General features: G+C 48.1%; 16 protein-coding genes and 1 tRNA gene. 4 read left to right on the top strand and 13 right to left on the bottom strand.

Features of this window, described 5'->3' with window-relative positions; genetic code table 11:
- Positions 1-923: 923 nt before the first annotated feature.
- Entirely contained in the window at positions 924-1,082 is a 159-nt protein-coding gene (locus HXT50_RS06250) for a hypothetical protein (RefSeq protein ID WP_421777131.1), read from the bottom strand.
- Positions 1,083-1,753: 671 nt separating this feature from the next.
- On the opposite strand from HXT50_RS06250, the gene HXT50_RS06245 reads away from it, so the two are divergent.
- Complete coding sequence (locus tag HXT50_RS06245) at positions 1,754-2,029, top strand: type II toxin-antitoxin system RelB/DinJ family antitoxin (RefSeq protein WP_004105185.1); 276 nt, start codon at positions 1,754-1,756, stop codon at positions 2,027-2,029.
- Between the two features lie 17 nt (positions 2,030-2,046).
- Complete coding sequence (locus HXT50_RS06240; protein WP_080550925.1) at positions 2,047-2,310, top strand: Txe/YoeB family addiction module toxin; 264 nt, start codon at positions 2,047-2,049, stop codon at positions 2,308-2,310.
- Positions 2,311-2,338: 28 nt separating this feature from the next.
- Here the strand turns inward: HXT50_RS06240 and HXT50_RS06235 are convergent.
- The 9 genes from HXT50_RS06235 to HXT50_RS06195 all read right to left on the bottom strand — a co-directional run bounded on the left by HXT50_RS06235 (position 2,339) and on the right by HXT50_RS06195 (position 12,466).
- Positions 2,339-2,411: transfer RNA gene (locus tag HXT50_RS06235), tRNA-Arg, on the bottom strand.
- Between the two features lie 445 nt (positions 2,412-2,856).
- Positions 2,857-5,619: an ATP-binding cassette domain-containing protein gene (locus HXT50_RS06230; protein ID WP_421777130.1), complete on the bottom strand. Its 2,763-nt coding sequence runs from the start codon at positions 5,617-5,619 to the stop codon at positions 2,857-2,859.
- Positions 5,620-5,673: 54 nt separating this feature from the next.
- Entirely contained in the window at positions 5,674-6,282 is a 609-nt protein-coding gene (locus tag HXT50_RS06225; protein ID WP_004105192.1) for an ECF transporter S component, read from the bottom strand.
- A 605-nt stretch (positions 6,283-6,887) separates the two neighbouring features.
- Positions 6,888-7,661, bottom strand: coding sequence for a DUF4191 domain-containing protein (locus HXT50_RS06220; protein WP_032835341.1), 774 nt, complete (start codon positions 7,659-7,661; stop codon positions 6,888-6,890).
- Positions 7,662-7,814: 153 nt separating this feature from the next.
- Positions 7,815-8,453, bottom strand: a complete 639-nt coding sequence (locus HXT50_RS06215) for a DUF3043 domain-containing protein (RefSeq protein WP_004105197.1) — start codon at positions 8,451-8,453, stop codon at positions 7,815-7,817.
- A 158-nt stretch (positions 8,454-8,611) separates the two neighbouring features.
- Positions 8,612-9,979, bottom strand: a complete 1,368-nt coding sequence (locus HXT50_RS06210) for a dipeptidase (RefSeq protein ID WP_004105198.1) — start codon at positions 9,977-9,979, stop codon at positions 8,612-8,614.
- Between the two features lie 294 nt (positions 9,980-10,273).
- Entirely contained in the window at positions 10,274-10,822 is a 549-nt protein-coding gene (locus HXT50_RS06205) for a low molecular weight protein-tyrosine-phosphatase (protein ID WP_101885930.1), read from the bottom strand.
- Between the two features lie 49 nt (positions 10,823-10,871).
- Positions 10,872-11,516: a dihydrofolate reductase gene (locus tag HXT50_RS06200; RefSeq protein ID WP_421777129.1), complete on the bottom strand. Its 645-nt coding sequence runs from the start codon at positions 11,514-11,516 to the stop codon at positions 10,872-10,874.
- Between the two features lie 77 nt (positions 11,517-11,593).
- Positions 11,594-12,466 carry a thymidylate synthase gene (locus HXT50_RS06195; RefSeq protein ID WP_004105202.1) on the bottom strand — a complete coding sequence of 291 codons (873 nt, stop codon included), beginning with the start codon at positions 12,464-12,466 and terminating at the stop codon, positions 11,594-11,596.
- A gap of 151 nt (positions 12,467-12,617) precedes the next feature.
- Here HXT50_RS06195 and HXT50_RS06190 point away from each other — a divergent pair, with 151 nt between their 5' ends.
- Positions 12,618-13,037, top strand: coding sequence for an OsmC family protein (locus HXT50_RS06190; protein WP_410294762.1), 420 nt, complete (start codon positions 12,618-12,620; stop codon positions 13,035-13,037).
- 129 nt (positions 13,038-13,166) lie between these two features.
- A complete protein-coding gene (locus tag HXT50_RS06185; RefSeq protein ID WP_421777151.1) occupies positions 13,167-14,441 on the top strand; it encodes a glycosyltransferase in 1,275 nt (424 codons plus the stop codon).
- A gap of 378 nt (positions 14,442-14,819) precedes the next feature.
- Here the strand turns inward: HXT50_RS06185 and HXT50_RS06180 are convergent, their stop codons facing one another.
- The 3 genes from HXT50_RS06180 to HXT50_RS06170 all read right to left on the bottom strand — a co-directional run bounded on the left by HXT50_RS06180 (position 14,820) and on the right by HXT50_RS06170 (position 18,005).
- On the bottom strand, positions 14,820-15,845 hold the full coding sequence (locus HXT50_RS06180) for a universal stress protein (protein WP_004105206.1): 1,026 nt from the start codon (positions 15,843-15,845) through the stop codon (positions 14,820-14,822).
- Positions 15,846-16,001: 156 nt separating this feature from the next.
- Positions 16,002-16,724 carry a C40 family peptidase gene (locus HXT50_RS06175; RefSeq protein ID WP_032842321.1) on the bottom strand — a complete coding sequence of 241 codons (723 nt, stop codon included), beginning with the start codon at positions 16,722-16,724 and terminating at the stop codon, positions 16,002-16,004.
- 135 nt (positions 16,725-16,859) lie between these two features.
- A complete protein-coding gene (locus tag HXT50_RS06170; RefSeq protein ID WP_101885929.1) occupies positions 16,860-18,005 on the bottom strand; it encodes a CHAP domain-containing protein in 1,146 nt (381 codons plus the stop codon).
- Positions 18,006-18,184 lie beyond the last annotated feature (179 nt).

Below are 18,184 nucleotides of genomic sequence, written 5' to 3'. Positions count from 1 at the left end.
TCGGTTAGTTGGAGGTTAATAGGGTTGTTATCCTAAGTTTAAGACGTCAATACTGAATTATCTACAACCGGATGAGAGGCTTATTCTTAAGCTGAGCCTCATATAGTATTTTGCCAATACGTAAGACATCCTGGCTTCTATTTTATTAGCCGTCCATAAGCAGAAATGTTTATAGAGCGGAATCTGATTAATACAGATTACCAGTTGAGAGCCTTACTGAAAATCTTCCCTTCGTTGCCATTTGAGATTTTTTATTTCCCGGGTCATAATTCTTTAGTATTCTGATTCGTTGAAAATGCAGCTTAAGCAACTTCCTTCGCCCAATAAAATCCTGGTCGTATTTTCACCAGCATATACATTCCTATTTGTGTGTTGTTTGTTCAGTGTTGGTTTGACGTGTAAGGTGTTGTCTATATTAAGCGGGCTGGTGTCGATTGGCTATTGTTGGGATATTTAGGCGAAGTTGCGTTACCGGAGTCTGTCAACAGCATGTCGTGAGCATAATACAGTGGTACCAATGGTTCCTCGTTGGGGGGGTTTGAAAAAGGTCATGAGTGGTGAGCGTCGGTTCCCCTCCTTGCTGTGCGAAACCCAAGGAAGACGCCCGAACTATGATGTGAATTATTTCCCGAACAGTTTCAGTTTTTGAACTAAGACTCATGCAGCAAGGGTGTTAGCTGAAACATACCGTCTATCTATCAAATCTTTTTCTATGTTTTTTTTCTCAACCTGCGTCGGGGGGGTGTGGTTGAAATCTCTTTGGCCTGTAGGTATACCCAATTAAAATCGTGGAGCTTCAGCAGGAGTGTGTGTGCTTTTTGTGTGGGTCTGGGAAAATCTCAGATTGACATAACTTCCTTTTGTATGTAATTGTGTGTCGAATTTTTTATGAGGGATCGTATTTCCGTCTTTCGTTTATCGTTTTATGAAAATAAAAAGCGTAATTCTAGGTAGAGCAGCTTTATTTTATGATGGTATACCAAGTGGTAGTGTGGGTGTGGCACGCTTTTAGCGTCTATAAGCACTTTAGATGGCACACTTCTAGCGTCCGCGATAATTAAATTTTTATTCTGCTCTACCATAAAACCCCTCCTAAAAATGTGCGTAAAACCTAGCGCAGTGCAACAAAAACGTAACTTCTAACACAAGACCCATAAATCACAAGTAACACTGCAAAATCACAAGCAACACTGCAAAATCACAGAAACAAATCACAGAAACAAATCACTAAGTTACTAAAATCACGCAAATCACATATAAACGCATCGTTTAAACGCATCAGCGCATATACAACTATTCTACAAAACAGTACAGGAAAAGCAACGAGTAGACAGGCACGACCGAAACGACTCAACCGCGCGCAGTTTATGTCGCCTACGCGCACCAAAAAGCGGCAGAAACTTTACGCGCGTGTACAGAAAAAGTCGGCTACGCGGCAAAAAGCGACAGAAACTGTGCAGCCGCGCGCTACGCTCCAAGCGAAAAGGCAGGTCGTGTCGCTCGCGCGGATTAGCCGCGTTCACGTCCTCGCTTGCGTTGAAAGCACACCGTGCTTTCAACCCTAAGCAAGCTCGGCGCTCCGAGTTGCTTTCGCGCGCTAAATCGCAGCGCTCAAGCAGGTCGTCGCGCGCTAAAATCATCAATAATTGCTTGCATAATTAATGATATTTACGTTACATTATATAGAATTATTGTATACTTATATGAGAGTATGAGAAAAAGTACAAAATTCACCATAGACATAGGAGTCAAAATGACTACAGCAACAACAGATATAGTAAACGTAAACTTTCGAGCAAAGAAAGAAGACAAACTCAACGCGGAACGAGTTTGCAAAGAGCTCGGAATCTCTATGAGCGCCGCGCTGAACGTGTTTATTAAAACTATTGGTCGCGAAAAGAGGATACCGCTAGATTTTTCGCTAGATCCGTTTTACGAACCGTCAAATCAAGCATATTTGAAATCGCAGATTGACGGCGTGAGAAATGGAACCATCAAGCTCGAAGAGCACAATCTAATAATGAATTAGGACGTATGGTTCAAACAATGAGAAAGATTGCTTGGACTCCAGATGCCTGGAACGACTATCTCTATTGGGAAAGCGATAATAAGACTCGCAAAAAGCTCAACAATATTATTAAAGAGATTATGCGGAATCCAATAGACGGAAAAGGTAAGCCTGAACCACTCAAAGGAAACTATTCTGGCTGCTGGAGTAGACGAGTAAACGATAAGGATAGAATCGTTTACTCATTTACAGATGACTCGATTATAATCTACGCCTGCAGAGGCCACTACGACGATAAGTAGGGAAGTAGGGAAAGTAGAAAATCAAAAGTGGGCTTAATGGGGTTCGAACCCACGACCTTCTGCTCCGGAGGCAGACGCTCTATCCACTGAGCTACAAGCCCGCAACTCGAGAAAGTATACACGCTAGTGAGGATGCGCGACGACCTGCTTGAGCGCAGCACAGCGCGCGCGAAAGTAACTCGGAGCACCAAGCTTGCTCAGGGTTGAAAGCACAGTGTGCTTTCAACGCAAGCGAGGTCTGCCTGCGGCTTTATTACGAAGGCAGGGCAGGTTAGTATGGTTGTGCTTTAAAAACTAGATTGTGACTGGGGATGCGAAGCAAAAAGCGGCAGAAACTGTGCAGCCATGTAAAATAAAGGTCGGCTACGCACGAAAAAACGGCAAAAACTGTGCAGCCATGTAAAATAAATGTCGCCTACGCGCCAAAAAACGGCAGAAATTTTACAGGCGCGCACAGTTTATGCCGCCTGTGCAGCAAAAAACGGCAGAAACTTTACAGGAGCGCGCAGTTTATGCCGCCTGCGCACGCAATCGCGCACGCAGCCATCACGCGCCACCGAGGAAGGCAAAGGTGCCAAAGTAAAGCGCAGCCGCAACAGCAACCGACGGCACAATCGCGCACACAGCAAAAATCCACCAGTCGCGCGCACGCACACGACTCACCCTAGCGTGCGAACGCGCACCAACTCCCCCAAAACCGCGCGCTTCCATAGCAGTAGCGAGCGTCGTCGAACGTCGAATCGAAAGCACAAGCAGCGCAAACGACTGCGGGAAGAACGCCCTCACGCGATGTTCATCACCCAAACCGCGCGAACGCCTCGACGCAGTCAGTGCCGCCCAATCATCCTGCAGCACACCAAACAGCCTAATTCCAGCCAAACCGCCGTACACGAATCGATCGGGCAAATGCAACACCTGGCTGAAAGCATCAGCCAAATCCGTAGCATCAAGCCCAATCACCATCACAATCGACGGCACGCCAATCGCCAAAATCCTAAGCGAAGTTGCAACAGCCAGCATAGCCGAACGATCCGTAGCATGCATCAGCCACCACTGGAACCAAGTATTTCCGCCACTTTTGCCGTATAGTAACACAGTGAGCGCGGAAGTCGGCGCGCCCACCCACACAGGCCACGAAAGGCGAATCACACGCCATGGCGGAAGCTTAATGCACGCAAAAATCACAAATTCCAGCAGCAACGCAACCGAAGCAGAAACGCAATCAAGCGTAAAAAGTAGCGGAATCGAAGCCGCGAACGCTCCAAAAATGCGAAATACTGGATTAATTGACGCAAGAAGTGGCGATTTGCTGGAAAGTTTCGCTTCCTCGTCGCGATTGTTTACTGCGCTCACTTTGATGCGCGAAATGTCGGTTGCGCCGGTAGTTGCGGAAAGCGCTTCGGAAGCACTCGCTTCGGTAGATTTCACAGCAAGCGCTTCGGTAGATTTTGCTTCGAAAACACTCGCTTCAGCAGCACTCATTTCAGCAGCTTCAGCTTTCGCATCCGGCACAAGCTCAACCAAGCGCGCACCCAACGCCTCAACCAGCTCACGGTCGTGCGTCACCACAATAATGCTTACACCCTCGCTACGAAGGCTTGCAATCAAGCGAATAATTTGCAACCAAGTTTTGCGGTCCTGCCCAAAAGTCGGCTCGTCCAAAATCAGCACACGCGGAGCCGCAGCAAGCGACGCCGCCACAGTCAGACGACGCTTTTCACCTCCCGAAAGCGTGTACGGATTCGCCTTCGCGTAACGAGCCAGACGGAATCGCTTCAGCAACTCCTGAGCCTTCGCGCGCGCCTCATCCGCCGAAACACCCGTGCGAAGCGGCCCCAACATAACCTCATCCAACACCGAACCACACGCAAACTGATGCTCCGGATTCTGAAAAACGTACGAAATGCGCTTCGCCAAATCAGGCGACTTCCACTTCATTGGATCCGTACCATTCGCGCCTTGAGCAAGAGCATCACTCGCCACAACCTCGCCGTTTACTGCCGGCAAAAGACCAGCCAAAGTGAGCGAAAGCGTTGATTTTCCAGCACCGTTCGCGCCAACCAAAGCCGTAATCTGCCCGGCTTTAAACTCAAGATTGATGTGACGCGCAATCGGCTCGCTATTATGGCTGATTGCGAGGTCCTTCGTGGAAAGTAGCACTTCTCCGTAGCCTTCTGCTGGACTGCAGTTTTCGTAATATTTTTCAGAAGATTCTGCATTTGCGGAAGAATTACTTATGAAAGATTCATTTGCAGAAGATTTTACGTTTTTCTTGTAGCGTTCCGGAAGCCAAATACCCAGATCCTCAAAGTCCAAATCGGTGCGATTAAACACATCGTCTGGCGTGCCGTCCGCCACAATCACCGTGCGCGAAGAAGCCGCGCGCGCAATATCGTCATCGTGAACGGTTTCGCTATGAACGGTTTCGCCGTTCGCATCTTTTCCGTTCGCAGCTTCATCATTCTCAAGCCCAAGCACAACCACGCGGTCAATCATGTCAATCCACGGCTCCGCGTGATGCTCCACAAGCACCATCGTGGCATGCGTCGAATCCAAAACCGCGCGCACAGCACCAACAATCTGCTGCGTGCCATCCGGATCCAAATTCGCAGTCGGCTCGTCCAAAAGCAGCACACTCGGCTGCATAGCGAGCGCGCCAGCAAGCGCCAAACGCTGCATCTGACCGCCACTTAAATGCGAAGTTGAGCGATACAATTGCAAGCCATCCAAACCAACTTCTTTAAGACTTTTGCGCACGCGATCCCAAATCTCACCGCGCGGAACGTTCATATTTTCCGGACCAAACGCAACGTTATCCCCCAAACGCTGGAAAATCGCCTGTGCATCCGGATCTTGCAAAACCAAACCAACACGACCGCGCGCACGTCGAACCGGCACGCCGTCAACCAAAACGCAACCCTCGCTCACACCACCATCGGCATCTTCGACGAGAGTGGTTTGCTGGGATTCTGCGCTATCTTCGCTATTTTCTACGCTATCTTTTGCGCTATTTTTCGCCACAAAATCATTGCCAATAAGACCTGCCGCGCCGCTTAAAATCGTGGATTTACCGATGCCTGATGCACCAAGCAGCAACACGCGCTGCCCCGCCTTAATTGTGAGGTCCAACCCGCGCACAGCAAAAGCGCGACGGGAAGCATGACGATAACCCCAATTCTCAAAACGAAGTTCAGCGTTATTAGCTTTGCTAGCTTTATTAGCGTTATTAGCGCTGCTGTCACTATTGCAATCGCTTGAAGCTGATGGAAGGAAAGTTTCAGATTCTTGCGATTTAACAGCATCAGGCATAGTAAATCCTTTATGGCAATGATAGATTTTTAATTTTTGCGAATACGTTATTCGCTATTTTTCGCGTATTTCGCGACCGGACGCAAACTGATCCAACGCGCCGGTCTTAGCGATTCCCACATACAAGAACCACATTAAAACACCAGCAAACACAATTCCGGAAACCACTGTGCTGGCGAAGTATGGAAGACCATACTTGCCGAATACGCTAACAGCCTGCAACTTACCGAGGAAGGTGTAACCCCAGCAACCAATGCCAGTCAATGCGCCGGAAAGAATCATTGTGTTCAAATTCCACTTCTTGTAAGCGAAAATAATGAACGCAATTTCAGCAAACAGACCCTGAACCACTGCAATAGCGAAGGTTTCAGCACCACCCCACTGATTGCCCATCAAAGCTTCGAGCACGCCAGCTACGACTTCAGCGTAAATAGCAGCACCCGGCTTACGCACGATTACTGCGGCCAAAGGAGCAGCGAAGAGCCAAAGACCGTTAATAAGACCTGCAAAACCTGGAAGAATGCTGTTTAGCGCAGTCCATGGAACCTCACTAAAAATGGCAACAACCCAATAAATAAAAGCAGAAACAACGCCAATTACGGAAGCAACTGCGATGTCTGCAACACGCCACTGCATGTTGGACTGATAATTTTCTTCTGACATAAAAATGTGCCTTTCTTGTTACGTGTTGCAATGCGTTACATTGTGCGCAATGCAATATTTTGCGTTACATGTGTACATTACGATGCTGTGCGTCAAACGCGTTACATTGCGATGCGTTACATGCAATACTTTGCGTTACAAAGAAACCTTGCAACACCTCTCCAGGCACGGGAAAAACAGACCTCCGTGCGCCGGTATTACCCGGATTCACGTTCAAGCGGTTTTCTCTCAGCTCTGAATGTTCACGCTTACATAAGCGAAAACACAGAGCACCCGTGTCGATTGACGATTGTACGGCAGCGCGTAGACGCACGCCGCAACGAGACTAATTGTTTACGCACGACAGTTCCTTTACAGCGGTGTACAGTTTATGCCGCCTACGTGCGCAATCCCGGCAGAAACTTTACGCGCGTGTAAAATAAAGGTCGCTTGCGCACCAAAAAACGGCAGAAACTTTACAACCGCGTACAGTTTATGCCGCCTGCGCGCGCAATCCCGGCAGAAACTGTGCAGCTGTGTACAGAAAATGTCGAAATCTCATCAAAAAGCGACAGTTCCTTCACATTTACGTAAAGTAACTGTCGCCAATCCGTCGCAAGAATAATTTACTTACCGCGCATTGCACGACGGCTGATGCGCTGCGGACGCGTTGGATCGATGCCCTTCGGAATGCCAAATCCACTCTTGCTTTGCAACGTGCGCAAACGCTCATTCAAAATCGCAAGCTCCGTCTTAGTAAGGAAGAATCGGCGGTTCGGATGAATTTTATCAAACAACGCAAACTTGTGCTTCACAGGCTGTAACGTCTTCGAGCGCAACACCTTTCCGCGCAATTCTTTAAGCTTCACCTGATTTTCGCCATTACCAACAGCAATACGGTATACAGGTATATTAGATCCGGCAGTAACGCTTTTAATAGCGTGCTCCTGTCGATCCATAGCATGCATTAAACGCTCGTAATTACCCTCACCAACGAGGAAAATTCCGTTAAAACCAGTGCCTCGCCAAAGCGCATCCTTCGTGCGCGCATCCACCCACACAGGCTGCTGCGGAAAAGTAAAACCGCCCTTATTAATCGCAGAAATAATGCCGGCAGCCGCACCCGGACGACCTTCCAACTTTGCATAACCAACTTTATCTGCACGCTTCGTAAGCACAACAGTAAACAGCAGCAGACCAAGCATCACCGCTGTAATAAGCATCATAATCCACATCAAAATGGACCAACGAGATGCAATTCCAAGAATTACAGCAACCAAAATCGGCGCAGCAAACGCGCAAGACAACCACAAAGGCAGCTGCTTATCGTCAGAATGCGTGTACTTATAAATACGTATGATCTGCGAGAACATGCCCTGCTTTTTCTTAGTCTGCTTCATGCCTTGCGTCGCACCCTTCGACGCGCCTTGCGATTTGCTTTGTGCTTTATCTTGTGCCATGCGTTTACCCCATAATATTCGCGTTATTTTGAGTATCCCAAATAATAATAGTAGCTTGTGCAAATATTAATAAATTTGCACTTACTTTTGCACTTACTTCGGCCAGTTACCACGCTTTGCGCTACTCGGCTTAGGCAAACGCCAGCGACGAAGCTGCATAGCGCGGCTGAATGCGTACATGCCGGAACGCGACTTGCGCGACACAGCCACATCACCAAAACGACGAATCAGCTCCTTACGCAACTTACGCCACATAACAAACATGTCAATTACAGATGCAAACAAATACGCGTACAAGAACACTGCAAAAACAAAATAAACAATCACAAACTTAGATAGCGCAAACAAGCAAATCATAATCAGCACTGCAACTGGTATGAAAAACTCGCCAATATTAATTCGAGCATCCACGTAATCGCGAATATACACACGCCACGGAAGCTGCTCAATTTTTGGCATATGCGCCAAATCGCCAGTGCGCATTGCGTTGTATTGCAAATTCTCAGATTCGCGAAGACGAGCACGCGCGCGTTTTGCGCTTTCCTTGCGATCTGCTGGTACTAGTGGGCGAAGCTTTTGCGCCTGAGCAGCGTTGCGCTTAGGAGTCGGCGCGTTTTTTTCGCGAGATTTCGTCGCTACAGACGATTCTGCATCCGCTACTTTCTTTTGCAACGAAGGAGTAGACGCGCCCTCATTATTGGCAGTTTTCTTTGCAAATGGATTCCATGTCATGTTTGCAGATTACTCAACAGACTAGACGCATGCAGACGCGGAGGAAACGGCAGAAACTTTACGCGCGTGTAAAGAAAAAGTCGGCTACGCAGCAAAAAGCGGCAGAAACTTTACAGCGTTGCAAAGTTTATGCCGCCTGCGCGCAAAATTAGCCAGAATTACTCGCCCAATCGATCCAAAAGCAGTGCTTCCGTCACAATATTTCCGCGCAAACCAGAAAGCGAAATCGACTCGTTCGGGCTGTGCGCATTGGACTTAGGATCTTCCGGACCCGTCACCAGCACCTGCGCCTTCGGGAAGATGCGCTGAAGCTCCGGAATAAACGGAATCGAACCACCCTCGCCCTTATTTACCGGCTCCACGCCGAAAGCATCGCGCATAGAAGCGAGCGCATCCTTCGTTGCAACAGCATCCGGATCCATTGCCCAACCCATGCCGTTATCAATCGGCTCTGCAGTAACTTCTGCACCAAAAGGCGCGTGAGATACCAAGAAGTCGCACAAAGCTTTTTGCGCTTCTTCCGGACGCTGCGAAGGCGCGGTACGAAGCGAAAGACGCAACTTAGTTTCGTGCGCAATCACATTAAAACTGCCCTCAACAGGATGTGCGTCCATGCCGATTACCGTCAAGCTCGGCTTAGTCCACATGCGCGCTGCGAGAGAACCGGTGCCGGCAAGCTTATAAGAATCGACCACGGAAGAGTCGGCACGCACTTGCGCTTCGTCCAAATCGCGCTGCAAACCGCCAACCGGCTCCTGTGCTTCAATTCCAGGCACTGCCAGGTCGCCAGCCTCGTTGTAAAGCGAGGCAATAAGCATGGAAGCGAGCGTGTAAGCATCTAAAATCGGGCCGCCAAACTGACCGGAATGCACTTGATGGCCGAGCACTTTAACCTTCACGTCCACGTCGGTATTTCCGCGCAAACTCGTTGTAAGACTTGGGATTTCGGCGGACCAGTTGCCGGAGTCGGCAACGATAATTACGTCTGATTCAAATTCGGCTTTATGCGACTCGATAAAAGGAATGAAGCTTGGCGAGCCCATTTCTTCTTCGCCTTCGATGAAAACCTTAATATTTACGCGCAAATCGTCGCTCAGTGCGCGCAAAGCTCCGTAGTGAATTGCGATTCCGCCGCCGTCGTCGGCTGAGCCGCGTCCGTAGAGGCGACCGTCGCGCTCGGTACCTTCAAATGGGTTGGTTTCCCACTCAGATGGATCTGGAACTGGCTGCACATCATGATGCGCGTAGAGCAAAACCGTTGGCGCGCTTGGGTTTACGATGCGCGAGCCGACCACTTCGAAAGCTCCTGGAGTGCCGTCCGGATTCGTAGACTGCTCGACGCGCGCGTCAATACCAACCTCACGCAATACCCCAGCCACGTATTGCGCGGACTTGCGCATATGCTCGCCAGCAATGCCCTTAGCCGACACCGCAGCCAGTGAAATCTTCTTATTCAGCACGGAAACTACGTCATTCCAGGCGTTTTGCACGCGAGCGCGCACGTCTTCGACAGCCAAATCTGCCATAAATCCTCCCAACTAAAAGTAACAGAGCGATAATTGATGCCTGTAAAACTATATCTACAAATTTAAACTATATTCGCAACTATGTCCGCAAATATGAGGAAACGCGAGAAAACGCGACGCAAACTTAACTATCTACTTTGGTCAGCTTGCGAGACCGTTTCTTTACACGCCTGTAAAGTTTCTGCCGCTTTTTGGTACGTAGGCGACATAAACTGCGCACGCACGTAAAGTTTCTGCCGCTTTTTGGCGCGCAAACGACCATTACTTTACACACACGTAAAGTTTCTGCCGCTTTCAAGCCCTCTCAATGCGCGTGGCAACCCAATCGACGATATAAGGCGCGCACTGCTCAACCTGATCCATCGCAACCTCAAATTCGCGAGGACCTCCGTACCACGGATCTGCCAAGTCGAGCAACGTCTCGCGACCAGACTGCGGCTTAGGAAGCGACGGATCAAACGCGCGATACATATGCACAAGTTCGCGCTTTTGCGCAGGCAACAAACGCAAAAGCGAACGCATATGCGAAGCCGTCATAGGCAAAAACAGGTTCGTTTCCGCAATCTCATCCGCTTCAATTCGATGCGCAAAATGCGAAGCAGGAAGCCTGTATCCGCGCTTAGTTAATTCTCTTTGCGCGCGGCGATCAATCGGATTTCCGTACTCTTCGTCGCTTACACCGCTGGAACGCACAGCAACAACGTCGCCCAATCCCCTCAATTGAAACTCGTTGCGCAACACAATTTCCGCCATTGGCGAGCGGCAAATATTACCTGTGCAAACCGTCATAACAGTGTATGGGTGACGTGCGTCTACCTTGATTTTGCTTGATTCTTCAGTCATGCTTCCTCGTTTATTTTGCTGTCTCGTTTACTTTGCGATTTCTCGTTTACTAAGCAGGCTCATATACCATAAACCGGTATCGTGCAGGATTGCTTTCGCTACCAACCTTCAGCGGCGCTTCCTCAAGCTCGCCTTCACGCGCAACATGCCATTTTCCTGCATCAACTAATGCATGAATATTCGGAGCAAATGTGTCCGCTGCAACTTTCGCATCAATTTGCGTTACGTAAGCTGCGTCTGCGTGATAATTCGCAAGCATTTCGCGCAAAATCGCAGCTCCGCCAATAACCCAGATTGCTGGGCCATCTTGAGGCGAGTCTTGAGATACGTTTTGAGATACGCTTTCCTGACTTTCCAGCACTTCCCTATTTTCCAGCCATTCGCGCGCGTAATCCAAAGCCGCGTCAATGCTAGTAAAACTACGCGCTCCATCTGCTACAAAATCAGGATTATGCGTAACAACAATATTTTCGCGACCCGGAAGCGGACGGAATTTCGGAGGCATCGCATCCCATGTACCGCGACCCATAATCACAGGGCAGCCGATAGTCATCGCCTTAAAATAGCGCAAATCCGGCGAAAGTCGCCACGGCATGCCTCCGTTTACGCCCATAGCGCCGGGCTTGCCGTCCAAACCAGAAGCCTCGCCCCAAATCAGTCGCACAGGGAAATTATGCGACACGCTGTTTGCCATATACGCACCTCACACGCTAAAACAAGCTAAAAATTAAACTAAATCAAGCAAAATCAAGCAAAATAATTTGCAATCAATCACACCGCAACCGGTGCTTTAATCGTCGGATGATGCTTGTAATCAACCACCTTAAAATCGCTGTAATCGTAGTCAAAAATCGAATCCGCCTTACGAATTTCAAGCTGCGGATACGGGTACGGCTCGCGCGAAAGCTGCTCAAGCACCTGCTCAACGTGATTGTCATAAATATGGCAATCGCCGCCCGTCCACACGAACTCGCCCGGCTCAAGACCTGCTTGCTGAGCCATCATCATCGTCAAAAGCGAGTAAGACGCAATGTTAAACGGCACGCCAAGGAACATATCGCAAGAGCGCTGGTAGAGCTGGCACGAAAGCTTGCCGTCAGCAACGTAAAATTGGAAAAGCGAATGGCAAGGCGGCAACGCCATATGCTCAACTTCCGCAGGATTCCAAGCGCTAACAATCATGCGACGAGAATCCGGGTGATTCTTCATAAGATCCAGCACGTTTGCGATTTGGTCGATTGTACGGTTTGGATTTTCCGCGGTTGGCGCCGGCCAACTCCTCCATTGCACTCCGTAAACAGGGCCCAAATCGCCATTTTCGTCCGCCCACTCGTCCCAAATATGAACGCCGTTTTCTTGCAACCAACGCACATTACTCGAGCCTTTAAGGAACCAAAGCAGCTCGTACGCAAGTCCTTTGAAAAACACGGTTTTCGTGGTGATAAGCGGGAAATATTTGCTAATGTCGAAGCGGATTTGCTGGCCAAAAAGCGAAATCGTACCAGTGCCTGTGCGATCTGATTTTAGAGTGCCTTCCGTAAGGATTTTTCGCACTAAATCCTCGTAAGGAGTTGGGATGCTGGAAAGCGGTTTTTGTGGTACGCGCGCGCGAATTGCTGCAAGTTCTTCTTCTGTTAAAGCCATGCTGCCATGTTAACAAAGCGCTAATAAATTTAAAGAATTGCGCTCGTAAAACCATATGTCTACCACGCAAAACGCTAGATTCGACAATTGAGCACAAAGTTACAATCCTTACGATAACATGAACAAAAACGACTACAGCAAAGGAGCAAAAATGTCTAGAAGATTATGGGTAGAGCGCAACGAGGACGGCACTTGGGAAGCACACAGCAACGACGGTGTGAGCTTGAAGTTTGGTCACGGCGAAGGCATGTTCAACCCGGTTGAATTAATGCAAATCGCTTTAGCTGGTTGCACAGCTCTTAGCAGCCAATACGCTGCAGAACACGCTATTGGCGAGGGCGCTGGAGCGCGAGTTGTAGTAAACGGCACGTACGACGCGGAAGAAGGCACGTACTTGCGTTTTCAAGAAGACGTCACTCTTGACGCAACTTGCGCAAAACCTGCACTCAGCCAGGAAGATGCGTCCGCACTAAAAGAGCGCATGGAACGCCACATTTCCAGGGGTTGTACTGTTAAGCATACGCTCGAAAAAGGCGCGCAAGTTAACGTAAACGTTACGGTTCGCAGCTAGAATAAGCCAAAAGTCACGCAAAATCGCACTAAAATTGCATTAAAATTCACCACGTGTGGCACAATTGAGTACACAAGATATTTGCGCAATAATGACGCTACGCATGCATGTATGCAACCGGAGGAAACTTTGAAAATCGCTATTTTTACCGAAACGTATCCACCGTACATAAATGGCGTCGCAACACAGTCTTATATGCTCAAAAAGATGTATGAAGAGCTTGGTCATGAAGTGCTAGTAGTCACGGTCGGCTCCGAAAAACAGCGCAAAACCAAGCTTGAAGATGGAGTTGTTTACGTTCCGGGCATATTGCTTAAAAAGCTTTACAAATACCGCGTTGCGCTCCCGATTGGTCACATGCGAAAGCAACTTCCTCTTAAATTTAAGCCGGATGTCATTCATATTCAAAACGAATTTGGCATTGGCGAAATCGGCTTGGAAGTAGCAAAAAAAGAGCATATTCCCGTTATTTATACGCTTCACACAGAATACGATAAATTCCTGTTTTACATTGGCTTAAAGCATTTTACTGAGTTCTCTCGCAATATTTCGGCGAAATATTTTATGCGATTCTCGAAAAATGCCACAATTATTACGAGCATGTCTCCTAAAGCACAGGCATATATTGACCGTCAGAAGGTTGATAAAAAAGTGATTGTGCTGAATAATGCTGTGGAATATAAGAAGTTCCTACCAACGCCTGAGCGACTTGCATTCCGCAAAGCTTTCCGCGAAAAATATGGCGTTTCTGACTCTACTAAGCTGTTTGTTTTCGTTGGTAGAATCGGCGCTGAAAAAAATATTTCAGAATTAATTGACAACTTTATGTATTGCGATTTTCCTCGCGAAAAAGCGCGCTTATTTGTTATTGGCGGCGGTCCTGATTTGGAATCGTTGCGCAAGCGCGTGGCAGATAATGGTTTTGACGACAGAATTTGTTTGCTTGGGCCTATTGCTCACACGGAAATTCCAAAGTATTTGCACGCAATGGACTACTACACAACCGCATCACTTTCCGAAATGCACTCACTTTCGATGCTAGAGGCAATGGCTTCCGGTCTGTTTGCGCTTGTAAAGCATGATGTGCCGAATGAGAAGCAGATTATTAGCGGTCAAAACGGGTATCAGTGGGATACTAAGGAAGATTTTAAGGCTGTTTTTAGTAAAGTTTTGAATATGAGCGAGGCTGAGCAGGCTCAGCTTAAGGCGAACGTGCTCGAGTATTCGAAGAATAACGATTTTAAGAGCCAAGCGCTCGAGCTGCTTAAGATTTACAAGCGCGCAATTGAGATGAACAAGGAAAAGCTCGCTGAAAAGAAAGCTAAGCGAGATGCCAGGCGCGCGCGTTTTATGCTGAAAAAGCGCGAGAATACTGAAGCGGAGTCGCAAGAATCGCAAGATTAGACGGCTCTCACGCTCCAAACGCTCCAAACGCTCCAAACGCGGTCGCGATGACATGCTTGAGCGCAGCACAACGCGTAGGCGGCAGAAACTGCACACCGCTGTAAAGTTTTGGTCGGAATCCGGCTGGCAAACGGCAGAAACTTTACACAGCTGCACAGTTTTGGTCGGAATCCGGCTGGGAAGCGGCAGAAACTGCACACGGCTGTAAAGTTTTGGTCGGAATCCGGCTGGCAAACGGCAGAAACTTTACACAGCTGCACAGTTTTGGTCGTTTTTAGCGCGTAGGCGGCAGAAAACTTTACACAGCCGCACAGTTTTCTGCCGTTTTTCGTTACTGGTGCAGATGAGCGACTGCGCACGTAACGACATGCTTTCGCGCTATCGCAGCGGATCGATTGTTTGCTCAATCTCCTTAGCAGCTTCTTTACCAGCCTTCGGCACATCAACCTCATGTACTCCGGAAATATCGTCAATAGACGCTTCAGAATGCTGCTTTTGCGCTGCTGCAACCTGAGCTGCACTAAATTCCACATACTTGCGCGGCACAACGTACACAGGCCTCGAAGAATGCTGCAACAATCCCTGGCTAATCGAACCAAGCAGCAAACCGGTAAAGCCACCGCGACCGCGAGAACCAACAACCACAAGATCATGATTCAAACTAGCCTGAGTCAAAGCTTCAACGGCAGAACCAGGCACAACAGTTCGATGAATTTGCAAATCCGGCAAACGCTGCAAAATTGGCTTCACGCGCTCCTCAAGATCCTCCATGTACGATCCCATAACAGCAGTATCACCCTCAGCACCTTGCACTCTTGGCACTGCGGAAATAACATCAAGCTCAGCATGCCAGCTATCCGCCAAATCAGCCGCAATTTCAAGAGCTTTAAGCCCCCACTTTGACTCGTCAGAGCCAACAGCCACACGCGTAATCGTATTATTCAAGTGAATACGCTGACCGTCATCGTCAGTGTAAGGCACAACCACAATTGGGCAATACGCATAAGCTGGAAGCGAAGAACTAGTTGTGCCGAGCAAACGCTCTGCCAAGCCACCTTTTCCACGATTACCAATCACAATAAGCTGATAGTTACGAGAAAGTTCCACGAAAACCGAAGAAGGATCGCCCGTAACAATTAGCGTAGTCGCGTCAACTCCCTGCTCAAGAGCAACAGCTTTTGCTTTAGATAGAATTTCTTGCGCATCGTGATGAGCTGCATTATCGTCACCAATCGCAGTGTAGGTGGCATCAAAAGAAACAGCAGCATAACTTGGCAACGAATAAGCGCAAACAATTTGCAATTGCAACCCAGCATGCTTTGCGTAATTTGCAGCCCACCAAACCGCTTTATAACTCGCGTGTGAGCCGTCAACTCCAACCAATACAGCTTTTTCTGGGATCATTGCCAACCTCCTCATACTTGCACTCGCGACAGCAGCGTCACTCGCGCACAACTTGTAAATACTATTGTAGCGTAATTTTAGATTGAGTGTTGGCAGTTTTGCGATATATAACTACAGAAGCTACAGAAACTACAGAAGATACAGAAACTATAGAAGCTACAGAATGCGACGAATAGAGTACCCGCCTGGGAACACGTAGCGGATAGGATCGTACTTAGTGCCAGCAAGCTGCGAATTAATTACCATGCCGTTGCCAACATAAATAGAAGCATGCTGCGCATTCGCGATAATATCTCCAGGCTGCGCTTGAGCCAAACTTGGGATTGGAGTTCCAACAGTTGCCTGCGCTCCAGAAGTACGAGGCAAAGAAATACCAACACTAGCAAAAACATACTGCACAAAACCGGAGCAATCCCATCCAGCAGGAGTATTGCCACCGCTGCGATACGGCACTTTGCCTAAGAATTGAGTAGCAAAATTCAAAAGAGAGGCAACAGACTTACCATCAGGAGGAACTACAGAAGCAAGAGGAACCTGTTCAACACCACTGCGGAAACCAGAACGGCTTGCAGTAGCATTTCCAGCAAAAGCACGGCGTGCCGTTTCAGCAGCTTGTTCGCTAGGAGTCTTAGTTTGAGGTACATTCAAGCTTTCTATGCCACCCCAATGAGAATTTGCGTCGACATCAGTAGAAGTGGATTCAGTTAAAATATCGCGACGCACATTCGTCACCTTTGGAAATGCGCGCGTAGAAGTGACAGCTGACTCGGAAAGCTCATGCGAAGACTCTGCCATGGCGAATGGCGCCATAACAGTAAGCATTGAAGCTGCTGCGGCAGCTGATACAAAAACTGAGAAAATTCTACTTTGTTTTAGCATACTTTTTGCAGTATATCATCGGGGCATTACATACGAGAGAAATTAGCAACGCCAGTAACAAGCAAACTCATTTTAGTAATAAACAAACTAATTTTAATAAAGCAGCTTTAGTAACAAAGCTTCAGTAGTACAACTTTAGTAATGAATAAACTGATATTGAGAAACTTCCTTAGCGTCAAACTTGCGCGAGAAAGTTCGTCCTTGGTAAGAAGCACCACATTCAGAAGTTTCAATAGAACCGTCTGAATTAATTTTTTCAACAACTGCAACGTGTCCGTAGAACGGATCAGAACCAGCCTGACCTGAGCGGAACACCATAATATCGCCAACGTGACGAGCGGAATTATCTACCCAATAGCCAAGATTGCGCGCAGAATCAGCCCACATATTTCCGTTGCCAAAATGCGAGCCAACAGGCAAACCTAACTGATGGCGACGAACATACACCCACCACGTGCACTGGCTGAACTCATACGCGTTACCGGTATCACCAGTTGCGTGATTTGGATTAAAGCCCTTCGGCAAAACGTCAAAGTCTTTATCCATCAACAAAGCAACCCTAGGATTATTCGCAGCAGAACGTGACATCTCTGCAATATTAAAGCCTGAACCAGAACCTAAATTCCACGAATCAGACTTCGAAGATATAGTAGAAAAAGTGCCAGGTTGTACTGAATTAGCAACCTTATCGGCTAAGTTTTTATGCTTCGAATTCGAGCGAGCAGAACTACTTTCATTCGCACTATTTGCAGCATCAGTAGAGTCCGCATTATGCGATTTTTTAGCAGCATTCTCAATAGAGTCAACAGCGTTATTAATAGTTGCCATAGGATCAAGAGACTCGCGTTGGCTAGAACGCGAAACTGTTGAAGATGCGTCGCCAACTGCAGTCATAGATGGCTCAAATTCGGAAGCACGAGAATCAAAACTATTAACCTTAGTTAAAGCCATAGTAGCTGCAACAGTACCAACCATTGCAACAAGAGAAGTTGAAAGTATTACATTGCGACGACGCTCATTAGCAAGTTTAGACAACCTAAGCGCGCGCCTGCTTTGAGGAACAAGCTCCTGCAAACGCTCAGAAACAGCTTCTGGAAGCTCTACAACAGCACCATTGCTAGTAGCAACCGCAGCCAAACGCTCACTAACACGATTAGCTTGAACAGAACGCATGCCACGCACACTATGCGCACCATGCGCGCCACGCTGAGCTACAAACAGCGAAAGCGGCGAATCTCCATGCCTCTTTGCTTTTGTGGCACCATGTGCAGCATGTCTCATACTAATCACTTTCTTATGTTAAACGTGGAACGCAGCGCACAAACGCCACACCCCCAACTGACTTTCTTTCAATCTTCTATGTGAAAGGTTACAACGTGGTTAGGATGTAAGAAACGCACATAGCCTAAATCCGCCAATTTTCGCCCTTAAGCTGCCCTCGTCACACTTAGACTTCGGTA

The sequence above is a fragment of the Gardnerella sp. KA00243 genome (assembly GCF_049244105.1).
Classification (GTDB): domain Bacteria; phylum Actinomycetota; class Actinomycetes; order Actinomycetales; family Bifidobacteriaceae; genus Bifidobacterium; species Bifidobacterium leopoldii.
The sequence above is the reverse complement of the archived record's forward strand: the minus strand, read 5'-3'. Positions and strand labels throughout refer to the sequence as shown.